This window comes from Idiomarina sp. 017G (assembly GCF_004362265.1).
Lineage (GTDB): Bacteria > Pseudomonadota > Gammaproteobacteria > Enterobacterales > Alteromonadaceae > Idiomarina > Idiomarina loihiensis.
The window spans coordinates 293961-313357 of sequence record NZ_SNWT01000001.1 but is presented as its reverse complement, the minus strand read 5'-3'; the positions used below and the strand labels follow the sequence as shown (position 1 = coordinate 313357).

General features: G+C 44.7%; 28 protein-coding genes. 5 read left to right on the top strand and 23 right to left on the bottom strand.

Going from position 1 to position 19397, the window contains the following annotated elements; all coding sequences use genetic code 11:
* Positions 1-49: 49 nt before the first annotated feature.
* On the bottom strand, positions 50-535 hold the full coding sequence (gpt, locus tag DEU30_RS01540; RefSeq protein ID WP_034820335.1) for a xanthine phosphoribosyltransferase: 486 nt from the start codon (positions 533-535) through the stop codon (positions 50-52).
* A gap of 7 nt (positions 536-542) precedes the next feature.
* Complete coding sequence (locus tag DEU30_RS01535) at positions 543-1835, bottom strand: NCS2 family permease (protein WP_110012563.1); 1293 nt, start codon at positions 1833-1835, stop codon at positions 543-545.
* A 108-nt stretch (positions 1836-1943) separates the two neighbouring features.
* Here DEU30_RS01535 and DEU30_RS01530 point away from each other — a divergent pair, with 108 nt between their 5' ends.
* A complete protein-coding gene (locus tag DEU30_RS01530) occupies positions 1944-2264 on the top strand; it encodes a 2Fe-2S iron-sulfur cluster-binding protein (RefSeq protein WP_011234139.1) in 321 nt (106 codons plus the stop codon).
* Between the two features lie 12 nt (positions 2265-2276).
* On the opposite strand, the gene DEU30_RS01525 is transcribed toward DEU30_RS01530, so the two are convergent.
* From DEU30_RS01525 to prmB, 5 genes are read right to left on the bottom strand one after another with little or no spacing between them, the layout of a single operon-like run.
* Complete coding sequence (locus DEU30_RS01525; protein WP_114981505.1) at positions 2277-3419, bottom strand: ATP-NAD kinase family protein; 1143 nt, start codon at positions 3417-3419, stop codon at positions 2277-2279.
* 2 nt (positions 3420-3421) lie between these two features.
* A complete protein-coding gene (locus tag DEU30_RS01520; protein ID WP_110012565.1) occupies positions 3422-3550 on the bottom strand; it encodes an entericidin A/B family lipoprotein in 129 nt (42 codons plus the stop codon).
* 20 nt (positions 3551-3570) lie between these two features.
* The gene (locus DEU30_RS01515) at positions 3571-4110 is read right to left on the bottom strand and encodes an elongation factor P hydroxylase (RefSeq protein WP_114981506.1); all 540 of its coding nucleotides are present in this window, start codon (positions 4108-4110) and stop codon (positions 3571-3573) included.
* Positions 4111-4116: 6 nt separating this feature from the next.
* Positions 4117-5205 (bottom strand): chorismate synthase, encoded by a 1089-nt coding sequence (aroC, locus tag DEU30_RS01510; RefSeq protein ID WP_114981507.1) that lies wholly within the window; start codon positions 5203-5205, stop codon positions 4117-4119.
* Positions 5205-6134, bottom strand: a complete 930-nt coding sequence (prmB, locus tag DEU30_RS01505; RefSeq protein WP_011234144.1) for a 50S ribosomal protein L3 N(5)-glutamine methyltransferase — start codon at positions 6132-6134, stop codon at positions 5205-5207. The genes aroC and prmB overlap by 1 nt, the downstream gene beginning before the upstream one ends.
* A gap of 86 nt (positions 6135-6220) precedes the next feature.
* On the opposite strand from prmB, the gene smrB reads away from it, so the two are divergent.
* On the top strand, positions 6221-6784 hold the full coding sequence (gene smrB, locus DEU30_RS01500; protein WP_114981508.1) for an endonuclease SmrB: 564 nt from the start codon (positions 6221-6223) through the stop codon (positions 6782-6784).
* Positions 6785-6787: 3 nt separating this feature from the next.
* Here smrB and sixA read toward each other — a convergent pair whose 3' ends face one another.
* Genes sixA through DEU30_RS01485 form a run of 3 tightly spaced genes read right to left on the bottom strand, consistent with a single transcriptional unit; the run spans position 6788 to position 8068 of the window.
* A complete protein-coding gene (sixA, locus tag DEU30_RS01495) occupies positions 6788-7270 on the bottom strand; it encodes a phosphohistidine phosphatase SixA (RefSeq protein ID WP_114981509.1) in 483 nt (160 codons plus the stop codon).
* Complete coding sequence (locus tag DEU30_RS01490) at positions 7267-7644, bottom strand: RnfH family protein (RefSeq protein ID WP_114981510.1); 378 nt, start codon at positions 7642-7644, stop codon at positions 7267-7269. Before DEU30_RS01490 ends, sixA begins: the two co-directional genes overlap by 4 nt.
* The gene (locus DEU30_RS01485) at positions 7622-8068 is read right to left on the bottom strand and encodes a type II toxin-antitoxin system RatA family toxin (protein ID WP_114981511.1); all 447 of its coding nucleotides are present in this window, start codon (positions 8066-8068) and stop codon (positions 7622-7624) included. The genes DEU30_RS01490 and DEU30_RS01485 overlap by 23 nt, the downstream gene beginning before the upstream one ends.
* Before the next feature lie 106 nt (positions 8069-8174).
* On the opposite strand from DEU30_RS01485, the gene smpB reads away from it, so the two are divergent.
* A complete protein-coding gene (smpB, locus tag DEU30_RS01480; RefSeq protein ID WP_034820895.1) occupies positions 8175-8654 on the top strand; it encodes an SsrA-binding protein SmpB in 480 nt (159 codons plus the stop codon).
* Here the strand turns inward: smpB and DEU30_RS01475 are convergent.
* From DEU30_RS01475 to DEU30_RS01415, 13 genes are all read right to left on the bottom strand, one after another.
* Complete coding sequence (locus DEU30_RS01475; protein WP_133493646.1) at positions 8596-9108, bottom strand: hypothetical protein; 513 nt, start codon at positions 9106-9108, stop codon at positions 8596-8598. The genes smpB and DEU30_RS01475 overlap by 59 nt on opposite strands.
* Positions 9062-9454 carry a DUF192 domain-containing protein gene (locus tag DEU30_RS01470; protein WP_011234151.1) on the bottom strand — a complete coding sequence of 131 codons (393 nt, stop codon included), beginning with the start codon at positions 9452-9454 and terminating at the stop codon, positions 9062-9064. Before DEU30_RS01470 ends, DEU30_RS01475 begins: the two co-directional genes overlap by 47 nt.
* Positions 9451-10239 (bottom strand): type II secretion system F family protein, encoded by a 789-nt coding sequence (locus DEU30_RS01465; RefSeq protein ID WP_114981512.1) that lies wholly within the window; start codon positions 10237-10239, stop codon positions 9451-9453. The genes DEU30_RS01470 and DEU30_RS01465 overlap by 4 nt, the downstream gene beginning before the upstream one ends.
* Positions 10236-11087 carry a type II secretion system F family protein gene (locus tag DEU30_RS01460; protein ID WP_114981513.1) on the bottom strand — a complete coding sequence of 284 codons (852 nt, stop codon included), beginning with the start codon at positions 11085-11087 and terminating at the stop codon, positions 10236-10238. Before DEU30_RS01460 ends, DEU30_RS01465 begins: the two co-directional genes overlap by 4 nt.
* Positions 11069-12292 (bottom strand): CpaF family protein, encoded by a 1224-nt coding sequence (locus tag DEU30_RS01455; protein WP_114981514.1) that lies wholly within the window; start codon positions 12290-12292, stop codon positions 11069-11071. Before DEU30_RS01455 ends, DEU30_RS01460 begins: the two co-directional genes overlap by 19 nt.
* Positions 12289-13503, bottom strand: a complete 1215-nt coding sequence (locus DEU30_RS01450; protein WP_114981515.1) for a pilus assembly protein N-terminal domain-containing protein — start codon at positions 13501-13503, stop codon at positions 12289-12291. Before DEU30_RS01450 ends, DEU30_RS01455 begins: the two co-directional genes overlap by 4 nt.
* Positions 13488-14195, bottom strand: a complete 708-nt coding sequence (locus DEU30_RS01445) for an SAF domain-containing protein (RefSeq protein WP_114981516.1) — start codon at positions 14193-14195, stop codon at positions 13488-13490. The genes DEU30_RS01450 and DEU30_RS01445 overlap by 16 nt, the downstream gene beginning before the upstream one ends.
* Positions 14192-14383, bottom strand: coding sequence for a hypothetical protein (locus DEU30_RS01440; RefSeq protein WP_016341303.1), 192 nt, complete (start codon positions 14381-14383; stop codon positions 14192-14194). Before DEU30_RS01440 ends, DEU30_RS01445 begins: the two co-directional genes overlap by 4 nt.
* Positions 14380-14886 carry a hypothetical protein gene (locus DEU30_RS01435; protein ID WP_114981517.1) on the bottom strand — a complete coding sequence of 169 codons (507 nt, stop codon included), beginning with the start codon at positions 14884-14886 and terminating at the stop codon, positions 14380-14382. The genes DEU30_RS01440 and DEU30_RS01435 overlap by 4 nt, the downstream gene beginning before the upstream one ends.
* Before the next feature lie 105 nt (positions 14887-14991).
* Positions 14992-15492 (bottom strand): hypothetical protein, encoded by a 501-nt coding sequence (locus DEU30_RS01430; RefSeq protein ID WP_011234158.1) that lies wholly within the window; start codon positions 15490-15492, stop codon positions 14992-14994.
* A gap of 2 nt (positions 15493-15494) precedes the next feature.
* A complete protein-coding gene (locus tag DEU30_RS01425) occupies positions 15495-16034 on the bottom strand; it encodes a hypothetical protein (protein WP_133493645.1) in 540 nt (179 codons plus the stop codon).
* Complete coding sequence (locus tag DEU30_RS01420) at positions 16021-17244, bottom strand: Tad domain-containing protein (RefSeq protein ID WP_114981518.1); 1224 nt, start codon at positions 17242-17244, stop codon at positions 16021-16023. Before DEU30_RS01420 ends, DEU30_RS01425 begins: the two co-directional genes overlap by 14 nt.
* Positions 17241-17519, bottom strand: coding sequence for a pilus assembly protein (locus DEU30_RS01415; RefSeq protein ID WP_011234161.1), 279 nt, complete (start codon positions 17517-17519; stop codon positions 17241-17243). The genes DEU30_RS01420 and DEU30_RS01415 overlap by 4 nt, the downstream gene beginning before the upstream one ends.
* A gap of 352 nt (positions 17520-17871) precedes the next feature.
* Here DEU30_RS01415 and DEU30_RS01410 point away from each other — a divergent pair, with 352 nt between their 5' ends.
* The gene (locus tag DEU30_RS01410) at positions 17872-18579 is read left to right on the top strand and encodes a HipA family kinase (protein WP_181813903.1); all 708 of its coding nucleotides are present in this window, start codon (positions 17872-17874) and stop codon (positions 18577-18579) included.
* Complete coding sequence (locus DEU30_RS01405; RefSeq protein ID WP_114981519.1) at positions 18576-19382, top strand: DUF3037 domain-containing protein; 807 nt, start codon at positions 18576-18578, stop codon at positions 19380-19382. Before DEU30_RS01410 ends, DEU30_RS01405 begins: the two co-directional genes overlap by 4 nt.
* Positions 19383-19397 lie beyond the last annotated feature (15 nt).

The window sequence follows — 19397 nt, the reverse complement described above, 5'->3', positions numbered from 1 at the left end:
TTTCGCTATCAGGCCATTTTTTTTGCCTTAATTTTTTAACGAGAGAGTCTTAAGACTCCTGACCCGCTAAAGGCTCAATGTAGTGTAAGTGCATATCCCACGGGAAGTGGATCCAGGTGTCCTGGGCTAAGTCGGCAACAAAATCGTCGACCATTTCCATACCACTGGGTTTTGCGTAAACCGTCACAAACTTAGCTTTCGGCAAGCGTTCCCGCAGAAACTTCAGCGTATTGCCGGTATCCACTAAGTCATCAACGACCAGAAAACCTTCGCCGTCTTCGGTTGCCGTTACGTCTTTCATTACCTGCAAGTCGTCACGCTGTTCGGTGTGGTCATATGAGCTTACAGCAACACAGTCGACAACTCGAATATTAAGCTCGCGCGACACAATTGCCGCCGGAACCAAGCCACCACGGCTAACCGCAATAATACCTTTATATTGCTCCGCCGGTAATTGCCGACGCGCTAGTTCACGCGTTGCGCGGTGCAACTCTTCCCATGATACAAAAAACTCGCGGTTTGAATGCCATCCCATAATTTCGTTACCCTAACCAAATAAATTTAGCGACAAAAAGTGCGCCCAAGAAAACGACGCTTGGTGTTAAATCCTGATAGCGTCCGCCCAGTAATTTCACCACAACGTAACTAATAAACCCTAGTGCAATGCCGTCGGCTATCGAGAATGTCAGTGGTGTCATCAATAAAACCACTGTTACCGGCGCGGCCTCAGTAATGTCGTCCCATTCTACGTCTTTCAGCGTAAACAGCATTAGCACCGCAACGTAAATAATTGCACCTGCGGTTGCGTAAGCAGGGATCATACCAGCCAACGGCGCAAAGAACATGGCCAATAAAAATAAAATACCAACAACCACCGCGGCAAGCCCCGTTTTACCACCTGATGCCACACCGGCAGCTGACTCAATATAGCTGGTGGTGGTTGAGGTACCCAGCATGGAACCAGCAACGGTTGCAGTGCTGTCTGCCATTAATGCTTTATTCAAGCGCGGCATTTCCCCATTGGCTTTTGCCAACCCAGCTTTCTGCGCCACTGCCAGTAAAGTGCCGGACGTATCAAACAGATCTACAAACAAGAAAGCAAAAATAACCGACAACATGCCAATATCAAAAGCCGCTGCTAAATCCATTTGCATAAAGGTTGGCAGCAAGCTCGGTGGTGCAGACACAATACCATTATATTCAACCAGCCCGGTTGCCCAGGCAATAACGGTTACCAGCAAAATACTGATTAAAGCCGCGCCCTGCACTTGTCGCGCAACTAACCCAATAATAAGAAAGAAGCCCGCGGCTGCAAGCAATACTGAAGGCTCAGACAAAGAGCCTAAAGTCACCATGGTGTCGTCATTGGCAACAATAATATTGGCGTTCTGCAAACCAATTAGCGCCAGAAAAGCCCCAATACCCGCAGCAATAGCCAAACGCAATGTGGTTGGAATGGACTTTATTATCCACTCACGAACACGCAAAGCCGACAGCAAGAAAAATAAGCAACCGGAAAAGAACACCGCTCCAAGAGCAGTCTGCCAAGTGTAACCCATGCTAAAAACAACGGTGTAGGTGAAAAAAGCATTTAGCCCCATGCCCGGCGCCAGAGCTACCGGATAATTTGCCCACAGCCCCATGACCAGACAGCCAATAGCCGCAGCCAGACAGGTAGCGACAAATACGGCGCCGTAATCCATACCGGTTTCACTTAAAATGGACGGGTTAACAAAGATAATGTAAGCCATAGTCAGAAAGGTTGTGAGCCCGCCAATAACCTCAGACTTAACCGAACTGCCACTAGCTTTAATTGAAAACAGCTTTTCCAGCATGAGCAACCTTGAAAGTTTAGCGTTGTGGTTAAAGGGCAGGTATTTTATCCTAACCGCCACAGAATTTGTTGCTCACTTTTTATTTTTTAACAGGACACAGAATTTATCATGCCAACCGTTTACTTTGTTGATGCCGATGGTAACCAATTTGAAGCTACTGTCGATGCAGGAACCAACGTTATGGAAGCCGCTGTCGAAAACTTTATTGACGGCATTATTGGCGAATGTGGCGGCGTTATGTCGTGCGCAACTTGCCATTGTTACATACCGCCAGAATGGCAAAGCAAAATTCCTGCCCCATCGGAGCAGGAAGAAGACATGATAGATATGGTTTTAGAGCCGCAGGACAATAGCCGCTTAAGCTGTCAGATAGAAATAACGGACGAATTAGACGGCTTAGTTGTGCACATGCCGAAAACTCAGTTCTAAATAAGCCTGAAATTAATTTACGGCTGCCACCGGCATAAGAACTTCGTCGTGGTAGCCGGTAATAACCCGAATAGTGCCTGAGAGTTCACGGTCTAGTTCCGAATCGCCGGTATCGACTCGTAGTGGTTTGTTATTCAGTGCCTGCAACTTAGTTTTAGTGGCAACCACCCAAATGTTCTCTTTACCAATATGCCGAATAACCCGTGGACTTAATTGCTGATTTCCACGACCAAATAAATGCCCCTGCCCGCCAATTAAGGTTATAACCAATTTAATGCTTCCAGTTTCGCGCTGAGCCACTTCTTCGTATAAACGGTTTTCTGTTACGTCGCTGGCTAACAGGTTATTCTGTTGGACTAAGTCGACACCGAGCAAAGTATTCTCGTGCCCCATGGACTGCATAATAGCTTCTACTGTAGAGCCAGACCCCATGACTAAAAGTTCGTCGTCAATGCGCTCTGTTACTTCAGCCGCAATATCATCCAGTACCATCTCGTCGCTTTCTTTGCCGCCCATTTTTACCGCCTGAACGTATTCCAGTTCGGCCGGTACCGACATTTCACCAAAACGTCGGGCTTTTACGGTACCTTTTCTAAAGGCTTCTTCGTCAATATCCATTACATCGGCATTATGAATACTGGATAACTCGCCCTGCAGGATCTTCTCAATAACCCTTCCGGCCCCGGTTGGACTGATAGCGTAAACGCCTGAATGAATTTTAACGCCGGCCGGTATACCCAAAACTAATTGTTGCTCAGGAACCACCTGATAAATATCGCGCGCAGTACCGTCACCGCCGGCGAATAAAAGAATATCGACGTTATGAGTCACAATTTCAGACACCGCTTTTTTTGTGTCTTCTGGTGAGGATAGCGTTTCAGCAGCTTTGTAGACCGAGTCAAATGAAAAACCCAGAGCTTTGAGGCTATCCGCGCCCATTTCATTATCGGCGGTAACAAAATGAAGTTGCTGATTGTATGGGAGCAAAAGTTCTAATGCGGTTTCAGCTCTTCTAGCGGCCTTTTTCTCAACCCCGGCCGCTAATGCTTTTTGCCGAATATCGGCGCCATCGCTTCCCTTTAAAGCTAAAGCGCCACCAATACCCGCATACGGGTTAATAATAAAACCAACGGTTAATCTACTACTTGTTTCCATTACTACTCGTCATCAGCCTCATCTTCTATCGCTTCACCGGCATTTTGTAAGTCGCGGCCAGCGCCTTCTATTGTTTCACAAGCGCTTAACCCTAGTATTGCAACGGTTACTAACAATGCTCTTAAAAACATAGATAACTCCTTATTCATGACTAAAAATTAACGGACTGACCGTTTGGCCAGCTACAATTAAAGTCGTGACAGAGTGCTTTTGCAAACTTTGCAGCGCGTGGCGGTATGGTATTTTCTTCCAGTAAACGGTTTAACTGTGCAGCCACTTTTTCTGTGAACGCCTGCCTGTCTACTTCAACGCCATTCAAATTATCCACACTTACCTGAAACGGAAAACCACAACATAAAGAAAACAGCCACTCCAGCGCTTGTGGCTTTTGCTCAACCTGCTCAAAGGATTTCTGCTGGGCTTCGTTGCGCCCGTCCGGTTCGTACCAGTAACCATAATCAAACTGCTTTCTGCGCGCTTCGCCCGCTATACACCAATGAGCGGTCTCGTGCAGCGCTGAGGCAAAAAAACCATGAGCAAACACTACTTTATGCGGTTCACCCGCTTTTGTTGCTGGTTGATAATACGGTTCATCGTCACCGGCAAACAGTATGGTGTTGTAATCTTCGCTGAAACAGCGCTTAAAAATCTCAATTAAGCGCTCATAATGGTGTTCTGACGTCTGACTCATATTCGCTTAGCGACTAATATCCGGCGTTTCAGTTTGCGCTGTTAAATTATGCGCCCGCTGGCGTAACCAATGGTCGGCTAAAACCAGGCTGGTCATAGCTTCAACAATAGGTACCGCACGTATACCGACACAGGGGTCGTGACGGCCTTTCGTTACTATGGCCTGTTCGTTACCCCAACGGTCAATTGTACGCCCGCTAATGGCAATACTTGAGGTTGGTTTCAGTGCGATATCAGCAAAAATTGGCTGCCCACTGCTAATACCGCCTAAGACACCGCCCGCGTGGTTCGATAAGAAACCGTCCGGCGTCATTTCATCACGGTGTTCTCTGCCACGCTGGCTTACCACCTCAAAACCATCGCCAACACTCACCGCCTTTACCGCATTAATGCTCATCAGTGCTTTGGCTAAATCAGCATCCAGCCTGTCAAAAACCGGTTCGCCCCAACCCGGCGGCACTCCAGTAGCCTGCACCCGAATTTTTGCACCAATTGAGTCGCCTTCTTTTTTCAGCTGACGAATAAGCTCCTGCATAGCTTCAACCGCATTGGCGTCTCCGCAAAACAGTTCATTCTCGCGTACCTGCTGCCAGTCAATGTTACTAGCAACAACATCGCCCATTTGCGTTAATGCCGCCTGAACCTGTATACCCTGCTGCCGTAGTAATTTATCGGCTATAGCACCAGCCGCCACCCGCATTGCGGTTTCACGCGCTGAAGAACGACCGCCACCGCGATAATCCCGCACACCGTACTTATGTTGGTAGGTGTAATCGGCATGGCCGGGCCGGAAGGTATCTTTTATGTCAGAGTAATCCTGGCTGCGCTGGTCAGTGTTTTCAATCAGCAAACCAATAGAGGTGCCGGTTGTCACGCCTTCAAATACCCCGGAGAGGATCTTGACTTGATCGGCCTCACGACGTGCTGTGGTATAGCGGTTTTGTCCTGGCTTACGCCGGTCTAAAGCTTCCTGTAAATCGGCTTCGGTTAACTCTAACCCCGCAGGACAACCGTCAACAACTGCACCCAGTGAAGGCCCGTGGCTTTCACCAAAGGTGGTAATTTTGAATAACTGACCAAAACTGTTTCCTGGCATTAGCTGGCCTTAGTTTCCCGTTGTTTATGTTCAATTAATTGCTGTTTTGTCAGCAAAAATACCCCGTCGCCGCCATTGGCAAACTCAAGCCACATAAACGGCGTTTTCGGATACTTTTCAGCTAAAGCCGGCATTGAATTGCCCACCTCACAAACAAACAGGCCGCCGTCGTTCAACAAGTCCGAAGCCTGCATCAGCATTTTGTCTACCAAAATTAAGCCATCTTCACCGGCCGCCAACCCAAGTTCCGGTTCGTGGTGATACTCAGGTGGTAAATCAGTCATATCTTCGGCATCGACATACGGAGGATTGGTAACAATTAAATCGTATTTCTCGGCTTTTACTGCATCGAATAAGTCCGACTGAATGGGCGTCACTCTATGAGTTAAACCGTGCTGTTCAATGTTGAACTCAGCCACTTCCAGCGCTTCGGTGGAAATATCCAGCGCATCGACTTCGGCTTCAGGAAACGCATAGGCACAGGCTATGGCAATACAGCCACCGCCGGTGCATAAGTCCAGAACACGGTGCGGGGCTTCGACTAACCAAGTCTGAAAGCCATTTTCAATAAGCTCGGCTATTGGAGAGCGTGGCACCAGAACCCGTTCGTCGACATAAAATGGCAATCCGGCAAACCAGGCCTGATGAGTCAGATACGCAGCCGGAATGTGTTGCTCAACGCGTTGCTTTAATAACTCAACAAATTCTTGTTTCTCTGAGTTGAGCATACGGCAATGACCCATAGCGGCTAACTGAGCCGTTGTTAGCTGTAGCACGAAGCTTAATAAAGCCCGGGTTTCATCAATTGGGTTGTCGGTGCCATGACCGTAATACACATCAGACTGGTTGAGCTGAGTTACGCTCCAGCGGGTAATGTCATCAATGCTTACTAACTCTTGAATGGCTTGTTCCAGATTACGCACTTGCAAAGGCTGTCTCCCGACCACTGAATGTTTTATACTGAGTAAACTTAATGCCTTAAAGATACCTTAATTCAGCGCGGTTTTCATCAATCATGGTCGTAAACAAACGTCAGTCATCATCACTTTCTGAAGACGATATCGAGCTTTTTCGTGAAGCCGCAAAAGGTGCTGCCCGTATAAAGCAGGACAAACTGCCGCCGGAACCACCAAAAATTGCTGAATTACGGCAGCGCCGACAACTATCGCAAGACCCCAGCGCCCAGCAAATTGCCGACGCCAGTCGCTCGGCCAGTCATTATTTTTCCGATGATTTTGAAGCCTACTTTGCCGACGGCCCGGTTCGTTTTGCTGCGGAGGGTGAGTCTGGATATTTGGTTAAGCAGTTACGCCGGGGAGACTACACGCCCGAGTTACTACTGGACTTACACGGCATGACATTAGCCACGGCACGCCAGGAGTTAGCAGCATTATTACTGGCATGTGAGCGCGAACACATAGACTGTTGCTGCATTATGCACGGGCACGGCAGTGGTAAGTTAAAACAACAACTGCCGCATTGGTTAGTACAGCACCCTCATGTAAGGGCGTTTCATCAGGCTCCGCTGGAATGGGGCGGCGCAGCGTCGTTATTGGTGCTGTTAAAAGTTGCGAGCTAGTAATTAGCCCGCACACCGCTCCGCTATTAACAGTTGCTGAAATTTACCGCGCAAAGTTTCCGGCGAGAAGTCGACAACCGCAATACCCGCTGTCGGAAAAATAGGAGGCTGCACGCTGGCATCCAGCTCATGCACTAAATAACTCACTAGCGGCATGTGCGACACCAACACCACACTCTCATAGCCGTGCTGCTGAATTTCCGCAGCAAGCCAACTGACAACTGAACCAGCATGACCATCGGGCGTAATGTCATCGCAATTTTGCTTCTGCCCGGTTTTCAGATGCGACAATAAGATAGAAGCCGTTTGCTGAGCGCGTATATAAGGGCTGACATAAACACAGTCAACTTTCGGTTGCTTGTCTATTAGCCATTTCGCCGTGGTTATAACTTCGTGTTCACCGTTGGTGGTTAAACGGCGCTCGCGATCGGAATAACTGCCCTGTGGGTAGTTTGCTTCACCATGACGCATGATATACAGCTTCATTCTGGCTTAGACTCCTCGGCCTGCGTTCGGCGATTTGTGTCAGGTCGGCCACCGGTAACCCGATTAGCCCGGCCGGACTGTTTGGCTTCTTCCGCACGACGTTTGCGTACGGCTTTTGGATCGGCAATTAACGGACGATAAATTTCAATGCGGTCCCCGTCTCGCGGTTGTGCATTTAACTTCACCGTCTTATTCCAGATACCCACTTTTTGCTGTTCAAGATCAATTTCCGGAAACTGCTCGAACACGTCCGACATGCGTATGCACTCTTCCACCGTTGCGCCCTCTTGCGGATGCACGGTTAACAGCACTTGCTTGTCAGGGGTAGCGTAAGCCACTTCAATAGTTAATTTATTGCCCATGCTGGTTTCCATACACCTGCTCCGCCCTTTTCACAAAGGCATCGACCATACGAGAAGTCACTTCTTTAAATATTTTACCAAAGGCCATGCCCAGCAAGCGACTGGAAAACTCAAAGTCCAGCTTAAGCTCAACTTTGCAGGCGTCGTCGGCCAGTGGCGTAAATACCCAGCCACCGGTTAACTTTTTAAATGGCCCGTCTACCAGGCCCATATCTATACGTTCGGGTTCGTGCAGCGTATTACGGGTGGTAAAGGTTTTGCTGATACCCGCCTTGCTTATGTCTAACGCAGCCACTTTTTGTTGGCTGGACGACTCCAGCACCCGCGCAGCAGCACATCCGGGCACAAACTCCGGGTAAGCTTCAACGTGGTTAACGAGGTCGAACATTTGTTTGGCGCTGTACGAAACTAAAGCACTTTTCTCGATACTCGGCATTTTTTTACCTACGACTAAAATCAACTGCGCAATAATAACGCAACCAGAAGCGCTTTGAAGCCCTTAAAGCAATTTTCTTTTCAGTGCGCATAGGTATAATGGGGCTATGAGTAAAAAGAAACCACAACAATCATCCAATACCATAGCTCGTAATAAAAAAGCGCGGCATGAATACTTCCTTGAAGACAAGTTCGAGGCAGGTGTTAGTTTGCAAGGCTGGGAAATTAAGAGCATACGGGCTGGCAAGGTCAACATTAGCGACAGCTACGTCATTATTAAAAATGGCGAGGCTTACCTTTTGGGTGCCGAAATTCAGCCTCTTAACCAAGCCTCAAGCCATGTTTATTGCGAGCCAGACCGCAGCCGTAAACTGCTGCTGAAGCGCCGCGAGCTGGATAAGCTTATTGGCGCCTCAGAGCGTGAGGGCTATTCCATTGTTGCCACAACCATGTACTGGAAAGGCCCATGGGCAAAACTGGAAATATTTTTAGCCCAGGGTAAAAAGTCACACGATAAGCGCGACACCATTAAAGAGCGCGACTGGCAACGCCAGAAGGCTCGGATAATGAAGCATTCGGTGCGTTAGTTGGAACTTCAGGTGCGTCATTCAGGCGTGCCTGTTGAAGTTTCAATAGTTGATTGAGCAGCCTTTCGAGCTCTCCGTCAAAAGTATCCAGCTCAACCCGGGCATCCATAAGAATGTTGGTGGTCTGACGTAAATTAAGTAATGCCAGATTGAACCACACATTCCGATCAGAAGAATTAAGTCTCAGAGATTGCCCGTAAGCTGATTCGCTAGCTTTAAAACGATACTGTCTAAAGTAAATGTTACCGAGTAGCGCCCAACTTTTATCCGTCCCTAACCCCTTACGGTGTAACCATTGCAAATGCTGTTCCGCTGATAAGAGATCGCCATTTTTATACCAGTTAATGGCGGTATCCAGGCTCTGTTCCTTAACTTGCCTCTCTTCTACTGTCGCGCTACAGCCTTGATTAATTAAGCTCAATAGCAATACAGCAATCAAAATGCTTGTTTTCATTTAGCTCTCCATGCTTGTTTATAAACTTTAATCTCTTTCCAACCCATTTTTCTAAAGGCCAAAAGTTTCCAGCAGCCATTTCAATTAATCCGTGAGCTCCTTTAAAGCGAGCGATTTCATTGGGACAAATGAATCGACGAACCTCTATAATTTGATTTCCTTTGTCGAGGGCCACAACATCAATTGGCTCTTTCATTCCCCAAGTGTGTATTGACCTACAAAATGGAAACCAAAAGGCCATCTCTGGCGTTGGTTGCTGCTCGCCCAGCATGCCAATTAACCTTTGATGAAACTTTTTCATGGCCTTCACCTTGGGCCATGCAATAATTTCTTTCTCACTCGTCATCCAAACCCTCCTTGGCTTATTTGAACAATAACTGGCCCGAGAATAACCAGAAAGTTTACGGGAAAAAAACAAGTTACTAGTGGAAAAAGGAGCTTTACGGGCGCTTCTTGCGCTCTCTTCTCCGCTGAGTTTAGTAGATCCTGTCTTAATTGGTTAGCATAAAACCTTAACGACTTGGTTAGGCTAGTTCCTTGCTGATATCCTTTTATTAGCATCGAACTCCACTCATGGATCTGCTTCGCGTCATACCGTTCAGATAGTTCATACATTGACTGAGCAAAACTTGTCCCTCGTCGCAACCGACTGAGCATCGATGTGATCTCCCGCGCCAGCAGAAGATCGCTGCACGACGCAGATACCTTTTCTAAAGCGGAAATTAACGGAATACCTGAAGCAATCATCATAGAAGTTAGATCACAAAAATCAGGAAGTTGGCGAACTATCGCTTTATTGTTTTTTAGAGCTAACTGTCTTCTCTTATTTATTACCATTAGTAGTAAGAGAACATAAGCAATACTTAAAAGCCAAACCCCGGAAAGCAGGGAAATAGAGACAGATACACATGCCATAAAAACCCAGAAGAAAAATGATCGCGCGGCTCCTTTTAGAAAATCTACTTCCAGATAACGAACAGTCCATCTTTTGACATTTTCCGGTAAAACCGACCACATTTTTGACACTGCATAATCAAGCTTTTGCCCAAGCCCCAGTATTTGCCAGAACGCGAGGACTAAAAGCGAAAAGCTAAGAGTCGCGAGAAATGTTAAGACAGCAACTATAATCATTTTTCATCTTCCGGATGCATAATTCGCTTAACCATCCATCCACCAATAATCATCAATATAAGAGCCACTATAAGCATAAAAATACCAACCCGTGACTCAGTGAAAAGCGCTGTATGTTCTGGTTTCATCCAACTTAAAAGAAAATACAATCCAACCGGCATCATAACGAGAATTTTAGCCTGCATTCTGGCTTGTGAAGTCAGCGTTATCTGCCGCTCTTTAATGTGCTGCTGTTGTTGGAGGTTGTCAGCCAACCTTAGAAATAAATCCGACTGTTGCCCTCCACTTTTCAAACCTAGAACTAAAGATTGAACCACGAGTTTAATGGAGAAAACAGGAACTCTCCGCTGCCAGTCTTCCAGGCAATCTGTTAAGGGTTTACCCACTTTTTCCTGTCTCAATAGCTCGTCCACCTCTTGTCCTAAAGGAGCTAATAACGTTCCTTTTAAATTCTTCAAAGCTGCTCCGACACTCGTACCACTTCTTAACTGGTTACTAAGCCCGATCAACATACCGGGCAACTGTTTTTCAATTTTTATGTAACGTTGCTTTTTAAGATGACGATAAACAAATGGAGGAGCCAACAAAGTCAGAATAAACGTCGCTACTGCCCAGGTTCTATTAACATAAAACCATACGATTAGAGGCGATAAGAGTGTGACTACCAGATAACTTCTGACCAAAATTGTTACCGGCATTCTCAAGAAAAATTCTTCTAAAGAGCGTACCGTTGATAGCGTCAGTTTGTCTTCAAGTTGTCGATATCGCTTTGGTGTTAAATGCGAAAAGATCCATAGCCAGCAAAGTCCGCTGCAAACGATTAAGAGGGCTAATCCGAAGATGAACATAATCCATCTCCCATAAGTGACTCCCAGACCTCTTGACGAATATCGTCCCCTTGCTCATCTGCGAACTTACATAATGTCATACTACTTATTAATGATTGAGTCGTATTGCTTCTTTCAAATAGTGGTGACAGCTGTAAAACATTATCGTCTATCCCCGTAACTTCACTGATACTAATCACGGCTCTTCGGCCATCAGAAAGACGCGCTATCTGAACCACAATATTAACAGCACTGGCTATTTGCTGTCGTAACGCAGAAATCGGAAGCTCTATTCCACCCATCAAGACCATAATTTCCAAACGTCTTAAAGCATCGCGAGCGCTGTTCGCATGAACGGTACTCAAAGATCCCGCATGACCCGTGTTCATAGCCTGTAACATGTCTAAAGCTTCCGACCCACGGCACTCACCTACAATAAGTCGATCAGGACGCATTCGCAGTGCATTGATAACGAGTTCACGAATATTTATAGCCCCTGTTCCCTCCTGATTTTTAGGTCTGGCCTCAAGACTTATCAGATTATTGTGAGCTAATTGCAGTTCAGCCGCGTCTTCGATACTTATAATTCTTTCACCTTCAGGAATTTCCTGAGATAGAATATTTAATAAGGTTGTTTTACCCGTTCCTGTTCCACCAGAAACAATAATATTTTGGCGACAACGAACAGCAAGCCTTAAGAATTCAGCAGCTTGCTCCGTTAATGAGCCACTATCTACCAAGTTCTCGATCGTTAGCGATTTCTTGGTGAACTTTCGAATAGTGAGACACGACCCTTTGGTTGCTAAAGGAGCTAGAACAGCGTTTACGCGAGAACCGTCTGGTAGACGAGCATCGACCATGGGGGATGCATCATCAACGTGACGGCCTAAAGGCAGAACAATCTTATCGATGGTTCGCCGCAGGGAAACCTCGTTACTGAATTGTTCATCCGCTTTCTTCAACTTACCTGAGCGCTCAACATAGATCTGATCATAACTATTGACCATGATTTCAGTTACTGAATTATCTTCTAAAAGACCCTCAATAGGCCCCAGGCCAATGACTTCAGCTACTGCATCTGCTATATCTTTTCCAGACTCGCCTGTAGTTTCCTTTAAATAGGATTCAGCATAGCGCCTCAACTCACATTCACTCATAGACTCAAAACGCGGATCTCTGGTATCTAAATGCTCTTTGAGGCTGTTAATTAAATTAACTGATATCATCGAAATGTCTCCCTTAGCTGTAAAATGGAGTCCTTCTGGTACCAGTCGTGTTTTTGCGCTAACCGTTTTTGCTTATCATGCAACCGCTCTTTAGCCGTATCCATACGCTCAGCCGTAACCATAATAATTAGTTCCGTGGTTTGCTCTCTGTTTTGCTGACTTCTGAAAGCATTTTCCAGAATCGGTAATGAACCTAAACCCGGTATCTGGTCATCCTGAGCTGACTCATCTGTACTTAAAAGACCAGACAAAACCAGTGTGTCTCCATCATTTGAGAGAAACACCGATTCCGTACGACGACTAAGTATGCCCGGTACACCTGAAACCGAAACAGCAGGATCAATATTGCTTAATTCGGCATGAAGCTGCGTTTTTATTCTGTTGTCATCTAAAACCACCGGCTGAATAACAAGCCTTATACCGTATTCGCGGAAAGTAACGTCCTGCATACCCTGCGCGACAACTTGAGGAATAGGCAGTTCTCCTCCCGCAAGAAACGTCGCCTTCTCACCGCTTTGGGTAGATAAAACAGGATTTGCCAATAGTTTGGCGAGACCGCGTCGCTGCATAAGCATCAGTTGGGAATTAATTTCGGCGTCCCACTCGAACAAACCTGATAAAGAGCTCGAAAATGTAGGGCCGCTCGTTGTCCCTTGCCATCTAATTCCAAGGTCTTCGAGATACTGGCGCTTGGTTTCCAGAATATTGACTCGCAAAGTCAACATAGGAGGCTCTTCCTGAAAAGATTCAGTTAAATTTAAAATCTCTTCGTGATTCTCGGAAATTTCCTCGAGTTCTTCGTAATTTCTTTTGGATACCTTGCCCGATAAAACTGTAAGCCCTGACTTTTCTGTTTTGTTAAGACTCTGTTCTGCTTCAGATATAGCTTCTAAACGCCCCTCCAGGGAGAGTTTCAGGCTAGCCGTTACCATAATCTTTAACTCTTTTAATACCTCTTCGGATTTAAACCAGATATCTGCTTTGCCAACTCCCACCCCTCTTAGAATTGCCCGGCTATTGTCGAGAACGTGAACATCTACAACACTCTCGTCACTGATAAGAATATCGCTTCCGGGTTCTATACTGATAATTCGAGTCTCACCTTCTTCAAGATGATAGGAGCTATGATTAACCTCGGCCCGAACACTAATAGCGACGAAAAATAACAGAGTCACGACTAGATAATGTTTGAACTTTACTGAACCTTCCATGGTTGCACCTTGCTTTGTTTAGAATCTTGATGCCAAATACTTGCTTGGTCTAAATGACGGCCTCTCGCCCAGACCAACATTGGACTTCCAATAGCTCTTGTAAATGCCGCTACCTTCTCAGGCTCCACCAACAAAGTCAGCGAATATGAACCATATCCCTCCTGCAAACCGTGAATATCGAAAACCTCGATTTCTTCAAAAGAAACGTATTCTCGTGAACTTTCAAAAGACTCCCCGACAAATACAATATCGACCAGATCTCCGACTTTCAGCAGCGCATTGTGGTGGCCTAAATTGTCCGTAGTGACCGTAATAGCGTAGTAACCGTTAGGCAGAACTTCCGATAAACCATTGTTCTGATTATTCGATAGAACGCGTTCAGAAACCGGTTCACCAGATTTAACAGAACTTCGCAGTTTCCTACCGATAATCAAATTAGCGGCGCTCTCCAAATACCAATGCTCATTGATAAGTTCGTGCGGATATTTTCGAACCAAGAGGTCGCTTACTTCTAAAATATCCCCGACATTAAGATCTTTGGAAAAAACAACAACACTATCAGCATTTCCTGACGCCTCTTGAAGTCGTCGGGAAGTTTCTTGCTGTAGATATTGATTAATTAGAAAAATCGTCACCATCGAAATTATTGAGCTAAAAATCACGGCAAAAATCCATTTCGCCTTTTTTTTCATGATCCTCCTCCTGGTATTAGTACTAAATAGCGCCAAATAAAATAATAAAACTCTTTCGCCTCACGACCCACTTCAATTAGGTAGTCAATGAGTGAAAGTTGCTCTTCAACAACAAATAAAATGGTCATTATTAAGAGAGAGAGCAATAACCACTCTGTCGATGCCTGGCCATTTTGTTGTCTTCTCATAGAACATGAACCAAAATCACATACTCACCTTGCTCGGAGAACATTAGGCGTCCCATATCTTCTTTAAAGATCCAAAAGTCATGGGGTTTCTCAATCGATTGAAAAGAATCGATTTTTTGGCTGTAAGTTAATTTTAATACGTTTTTTATATCTTTGAATTTGAATGTCGATAAATAAACCCAGACCTCTCTTCCATTTTTCCGGTTTTTTGAAATGGCATGAAAAGGCCCGTCAAGCTTAGGCTTTTCCATATACGGAAGAATTATTTTACTTAAAATCCATGAACCATCATTTCCTTTGAAGAAAGTCCAGTTGTCTTCTCCAATTGGACAGATCCAAAAATCTCCATGAGGGGCTGGACAGTAGGAATAGAAATCTTCAATAACACTCCAGTCTGGAACATTAGGACTTTGTAAAAAATAAGCAGTAGCCGTCGCATTCTGAGAAATTGGCATTTCAGACCATTCCCATTTATCAAACCCTGCAGGAATATCAGCAATCATATACGCACCTTAATTAAAGCTCTACTAAGAGTTTGTTACAGCTAAACCCACAGATTTTTAGAAAAGTAATTCCATTTTTATGTAGATAAATCTTTAGTATTCCAGTCATAAATAATGTGCCAAAATCACATATTCACCTTGTTCAGAAAAAACTACGCGCCCCATATCTTCTTTTAATATCCAAACATCATTTTCTTTCTCAATAGATTGAAAAGAGTCTACTTTTTGGCTGTAATAAGACATCATTGCCGTTTGCAATGGTTTAAGCGGATATCTAGCTAAATAAATCCATATCTTTTCTCCATTACTTTCATATCCTGAAATTGGAGTAATGGGTCCCTTTAAAGATTCTTCATGTCCTGGAGACTTAGTCAGTGGCATTAGTATCCATTGTCCGTTTTCTCCCTCAAACAACGTCCATTCAGTATCTTCTATGGGACAAAGCCAAAAAATTATTTCCCCTCCGGGACAATATGGATAAAACTGGCTCAACTCTTTCCAGTCAGGAATTTCTGGTTTTCTCAAAAAAAGAGCATCAATATTGATGGATGAACTAATCGGTTGCTCAGCCCAGCTCCAGTCCTCTAAAACTACGGGTAAATCCATAACTATTCCTTTTTTTGAAGTACTTCCTCGGGCACGACATCTGGAGATATCGTACCGAAAACTAAATAATCGGAACTAAGCTCTTTAGCCAAAAAAAGTGAGCTAAGCCCATCTTGGATTAATTCTGTTATTTCTCCCGAGAGTAAGTTATTTACAACTAAAGACGCAGGCCTAGTCGATAGCTCCTCGCTGCTTCTTGCCTGCCAACTATCTGTTAACCTACTCATTGGATAAAAAGGTTTTTTATCCAGTTTCTTCAACTCTCTTAAGTTTTTCCCTTGGAGCTTTACTGGAAGAAGTCTATTTAAAGGGATAAATAACTTTTCTGTATGTTTATTTAGCCGATATTCTCCCGATAATTGAGCTCGATCAACATCCATAACCCTGCTCCAAATAATTTTACGAGCCTCAATAAGGTTAACGGTACTGTTGTTAATCGCAGGTATAAGGACTTGATACAACGACAAGTAAATAGCTAGCAAAATACCAATTGATAACATGACCTCAACAGTAGCTTGACCTTTACATTTAAAGCGCATCACGACCTAAAATTCCTGTTTTATCTTTATAAGATATTGAAGTTAGCTGAGGCTCCCAGAGCGCATTAAACAAGTTATCCGTTTCATAAAGATCATCTTTTCTATAGAAGATTTTGTCTGGACGACTAAAATGCGTTTTTGCTTTAGCATATGCAACTTGGTTACTGTCCCCCACTTTTATTATCACCGTATCCATGCCCATCTTTAAAAAGTTGCTTAGCCGCATATAGCTAAATTTTTGTGGGTTCGAATTAAACGACTCCATCTGCGCCAAACCAAGTCTGGAAGACATAGAATTACTTTGAAAGGCTGCACCATAACCAGAGCGATGATAACGTCTTTGCTGTTGTGCTTTAGCGCCCCAGCCTAATGGCAATTGCTCCCGAAAACTTCCTACGAACCATTTTCGCCCGTGAAGCGAAACGGAATCCAGCGCATGCCAGTCCCAGCCTCCGTTTCTGTTCCTTGATAATTCTGTTCCTCCACGCTTTATTATTTTATGAGTGAATACGTCTATCCAGTTATATCCTCTGGATTTGCTGAAGGGATCCAGACTTTTCAGTGTCAACTCTTCTAGTTCTTTTGATTGTCTTTCGTTACTGGTTTTACGGACTTCTGTTTTGCGCCACCAAAGAGTTGGAAATGGCACAACACCACCTCCCTGATACGCTTCCCAACTTAGATCTCCTGAATGTTTAGAAACGATATCTTGAATAAGAAGTGGTAGCTCCAAGACGAAACTTGCATCTAAAAGTCTCTGTGCCGCTGATATTCCCTGTATCACAGCCGATTGAAAACGGATTAAGACGCGCGCCAATTGCTGATAAGCTTCCTCGACTCGGTCGAGAATGGTTGATAACACTCTGGTTATTTGCCCGATATAAGGAATGAATGACGTTACTGTCTCTAAGTTGTCCGCCGTCCGGTCTAACATAGACATATAGCTCGCTAGACCAACCCACTGAGCTATTGCTACCTGGTTTCCAATAAGTGCACGATTTGTTAAAGCTAGAAAATTCATCTGCCGGGACATAGCAACAGCTGCGCTATAAGCCGCGTTATCAGCAACACTTTGCAAGTACCATTGACGCCGGGCGTGTTTTCCCATGTCCGTTACAGCGAAAAGCAACATCGAAACGAGTAACAAAACCCCGACCATTAAAATCAGGGTTTGTCCTTTTATTCGCGTATTGGATTTTGCCAAAGCAATCATTTCTTCTTGCCTTGCTCGGTGGCCTCGTCATAATTTCCGAGGTTTACTTCAGTATTTGCCACGGTTCCTGCGCGCCTTGACGACTGGCGAGCTCGGTTTAACTGTTGCGTAGATGATTGCCCTGTCATTTCTTGAGCAAGTCCAGCCACCTGGTTACGTATGGACTTACCAAAAAGTGAATAGACTCCGATTGCAGCAACAGCAATCAAAGCGACAATAATGATGTATTCCGTCATTCCCTGACCACGAGAACGCCGAGCTAAATGCGTATTCATAATTCCCTCCTGGCAATAGGCAACACCATAATTGGCGTTGACGTCAGGAAGTATAGAACGAGTTTTAGAGGGTCAGATCAGAAGTAGCAAATGTCTTACTCAATATTAAGATATTTATGCATCTGCAATAACGGATGCTGGCTCGATGAGCTTTTAACCTTTTCGGGTAATTGAGCCTCGCCCACTCCACCTTTAGTTCGAACCATCGTCAATTTGTACATAGCACTGCTCTGATGACAGACGAATAAATAAGCGAACCCCCTAATAATAGTAGTTGATATTAGTTTGTGATTTGGCGATATAGTCGATAACCTGAGGTTATAAGGTTAGTAGAAAGGGATACAAGCCGCCCATGATCGAAATAACGGAAATTATTAGGCCATTCGAGCAAGGCAGCACACGACCTTTTCTATGTATAGCCGAGAACGGCAAAAAATACGTCGTAAAAGGTCAAGCAGCCACACGTCGGCAGTTAATTGCTGAGTATGTATGCGCTCATCTAGCGAAGCGGTTTGGTTTACCCATCCCAAACTTTAATATTGCCTACATTGATTCATCAATCATCAAATATAACGAAGATGCCAGGGAATCATTAGGCGAAGGCGAAGTTTTTGCCTCGGAATTTATCAATGGTTTGCAGGAAGTTAATTACCAGTTGATGATGAAGCGTGGTAGTACCCTTGCCGCAGATTTGTTTCTGTTTGACTTGTGGATCCGTAATGACGATCGAACCCTATCAATCAAAGGCGGTAACCCAAACTTGTTCTACCAAGTAGCTAAAAAGCAGTTTTGGGCACTAGATCACAATTTAGCATTCGACGATGAGTTTGAGTTTCATGATTTTAAAGCGCATCATTTGGGGACGTACGCTTGGGAACAGAAACACGATAGCCTTTCAGCTGAACTTTATCAGAATAGGGCGAAAAATTGTTTTACCGAGCTCGATACAATCTTCTCACTGATACCGGATGAATGGAGGCCTACTGATGACTTTTTGGAACATATTCGGTTACTATTAGGTCAAATTAATAACAGCAACTTCTGGGAGCGAATATCGTGAAAACATTGTGCATGTATGCAACTGTTCGATTTATGCCATTCGCTGAGACTCAGGAGTTCGCGAACATTGGTGTGGTGTTATGCGCACCTGACACAGGCAAACTCTGCTTCAGGCTTGCCCGAAAACGTTTTGGACGAATTAATCAATTCTTTGATGATCTTGACGGTAAGCTCTATGGCAACACATTAGAGTTATTAGAAGCGGAGCTCAAGCGCATCCAGCAATATGCGTTTAATGTGCCAGGAAAAAATACCGCAGCGCTCTTTAATGAGCTAACACGACACCGTGAGGGTGTCGTTTATTTTGGCAATGTCAGCACAGCCATCGTCGATAACATTGATAATAAACTTACTGAGCTCTACGAGCATTATGTTGAGAGAAACTTCCTGAATGAGAAGTACCGTGAAGATGTACTTGAGCACAACATTCGTAAGCTGTTTAAACACGAAAGCATAAAAGGTTTCAAACGAGCTCAGTTAAAAACGAAACTTGGTGAGTTCAAGCTCCCCTTTGTCAGAAATAACCATAACGCCCTTCAAGTCATAAAACCTATAGCGTTTGACCGCAAAACGCCATTAGCAGCCTACGAACATGCAACTCAATGGATAGATAGGTTTGCCCGTTTGCAAGATGAACAAATCGTTTTACCTGACAACATGATGCTAGCTGTTGAAAAACCTAAAGGCATCAAATTTGAGGAAGCCTATATTGAAGCTCTTAACATAGCAGCTCAGCGTGAGCTTCAATTAGCCGATGCCAATAACCAGCAGCAAATTTTAGCGTTCGCTAAGCCGTCCAACTAAAAGTATCAAAATAAA